Source organism: Phyllobacterium sp. P5_D12 (genome assembly GCF_054049495.1).
Genome location: NZ_JBFUMG010000636.1, coordinates 1 through 2399, shown reverse-complemented (window position 1 = coordinate 2399; position 2399 = coordinate 1). Strand labels below are relative to the sequence as shown.

The 2399-nt window shown below is 57.2% G+C and carries 3 protein-coding genes and 1 pseudogene; all 4 read right to left on the bottom strand.

The window, feature by feature from the left end:
• Positions 1–909 (bottom strand): 3-carboxy-cis,cis-muconate cycloisomerase (locus tag ACXJ5O_RS24575; RefSeq protein ID WP_457302191.1); only part of this gene is annotated, 909 nt, incomplete at its 3' end.
• Between the two features lie 3 nt (positions 910–912).
• On the bottom strand, positions 913–1527 hold the full coding sequence (gene pcaG / locus ACXJ5O_RS24570; RefSeq protein WP_457302190.1) for a protocatechuate 3,4-dioxygenase subunit alpha: 615 nt from the start codon (positions 1525–1527) through the stop codon (positions 913–915).
• Positions 1527–2267 carry a protocatechuate 3,4-dioxygenase subunit beta gene (pcaH, locus tag ACXJ5O_RS24565; RefSeq protein ID WP_457302189.1) on the bottom strand — a complete coding sequence of 247 codons (741 nt, stop codon included), beginning with the start codon at positions 2265–2267 and terminating at the stop codon, positions 1527–1529. Before pcaH ends, pcaG begins: the two co-directional genes overlap by 1 nt.
• Positions 2268–2280: 13 nt before the next feature.
• Positions 2281–2399: pseudogene (locus ACXJ5O_RS24560) on the bottom strand (4-carboxymuconolactone decarboxylase); the annotation flags it as partial.

The window sequence follows — 2399 nt, the reverse complement described above, 5'->3', positions numbered from 1 at the left end:
GTGCATCCCGGAAACCTGCGTGGCGTTGTAACGGGCGAGCGCAACCAGAAGCTCAGCAAGGACCGGATTTTGCTTGTGAGGCATCGCCGAGGATTTGCCGCCACCGCTCAATTTGAGCTCGGTCGAGCCTTGTGCGAGAAGCGCAATGTCCTGGCCTATTTTACCAAGCGAACCGGAAATCAGCGATAAAAAGTCAGCAAATTCAACGATAATGTCGCGCTGACTGTGCCATTGCGGCGTATCGTGAAGGCCGAGTAACGTGGCCATTCGCTTGCGAACCGCTGGTCCTTTATCCCCCAGTTTCTCCAGCGTTCCTGCCGCTCCGCCGAACTGAATCACCGGGAAATCGAGCTTCAATTTATCGAGGCGCTTGCGGTGACGCAGCAGCGGCCCGCGCCAGGATTCGATACGGTCCCCGACTGTTATCGGGATGGCCGCCTGCATGCGGGTGTGCCCCATCAAGCCATTGTTCCCAAACGTCTTTTCAAGTTGATCCAGATCGGCGATGATATCGGACAATCCGGTTTCGAGCCGTGTTACTACCGGCTTCAGCCGGATCATTAGGCTCGTGTCGATGACGTCCTGGCTGGTCGCTCCGAGATGCAGTGACGCGCGGTGCGCCTGAGGGATAGTCTCGCGTAATTGCCGGATAAGTTCCGGGATGACGACACCATCCGATCTAACCGTCGATTTGAGCGCGRCCATGTCGGGTGAAAAAGCCTGGCACGCCTTCTCGATCGCCGCGGCGGCCGCATTTTCTATAATATTTTCAGCAGCTTCCGCCTCGGCCAAAGCGATTTGGAACTGAAGCATTGCCGCAATATCGCTCTCTACAGAGAACCACTGCGCCGCTTCTTCATCGCCCATCAAACCGGATAAAAACGGATGATCGAAAGGAGAAATACTCATCGCCTATACATCGAAAAAGATGGTTTCCTTGTCGCCTTGCAGGTAGATATCAAAGACATAGCTCGACCCATCGCGTTTCGCGATCAGCGTCGGGACGCGATTGCGATGCTCGATGCGTTGCAGGACCGGGTCCTTGTCATTCGCCTCTTTCTCATCCTCAAAATAGATCCGTGTCTGCAACCCTATGTTGATCCCTCGCGCCACGATCCAGACCGTGACATGCGGCGCCATCATACGCCCATCCTTGAAGGGAACCTGTCCCGGCTTCACTGTTTCGAAGCGATATTCGGCCGTCTCCATGTCCGTCGGACAGCGTCCCCACCCGGTAAAATTGGGATCGGCGGTGCCGCGCAACTCCGATGGACTGTTGTAGAGCCCCATGCTGTCGGCCTGCCAGATCTCAAGCAAGGCGTCACGCAGCGGCGTTCCGGTGCCGTCGAAAATCCGCCCACGCAGAGTAATTCGCTCGCCCAGCGTCTTGTCATTGACCATGGAGATGCCAAGATCGTTCTCGTAAACGCCTGTAATCTCAGCGAAATTCGGCGTGCAGCCGATGTGGACATATGGTCCCGCTGTCTGCGACGGCGTTTCCTTCAGGTAACCCAATTGTTGCACCATCAGTTGCCCTCCCTGCGGTTTTCGAACAGGGTCGAGCGGCGGCCACGTAAGACGATGTCGAATTTATAGGCGCGTGCATCCATCGGAATGGTGTTGTTCATATCGAGCGCCGCGATCAGCTGTTCTATCGCTGCCTTGTCCGGAATGGATTTGACGATCGGGCAATTCCAGATCATCGGATCGCCCTCGAAATACATCTGGGTAATCAACCTCTGCGCGAAACCATGGCCGAACACCGAAAAGTGGATATGCGCCGGGCGCCAGTCATTCACCCCGTTCGGCCAGGGATAGGCCCCGGGCTTGACCGTGCGAAAACGGTAGTAGCCATCGTCGTCGGTGATGGTCCGGCCGCACCCGCCGAAATTGGGATCGAGCGCCGCAAGATATCCCTCGCGCTTGTGCCGATAGCGTCCGCCGGCATTGGCCTGCCAGAGTTCCAGGAGTGCACCCGCAACGCCCTTGCCGCGCTCGTCCACAACTCTGCCATGAACGATAATGCGCTGCCCGATCGCGCTCTCGCCGGGCTTCGCATAGTTGTAGATAAGATCGGCGTCGAGCTCGCCCAGCATCGAATGGCCGAACACCGGCCCCGTGATCTCCGATAGCGTATTATCGAATGAAATCAATGCCCGCTGCGGCGAGCGCACGACACTCGTCTTGTACTCTGGCGTATAGGCTGGCGGATGCCACTGCCTGTCCCGCTGAAAGAATGCGCCGGTCTCCGGCTTCCTGTTGGACATTGTGGGCCTCCCGTCAGGCTGTCTTTTCGGCCGTAGCGAGGTCTTTATAGACCTGCTTTGCCAGTTTAATCGCATGGTTGGCCGCCGGAACGCCCGCATAGATTGCAACGTGCAGCAGCGCCTCGCAAATAT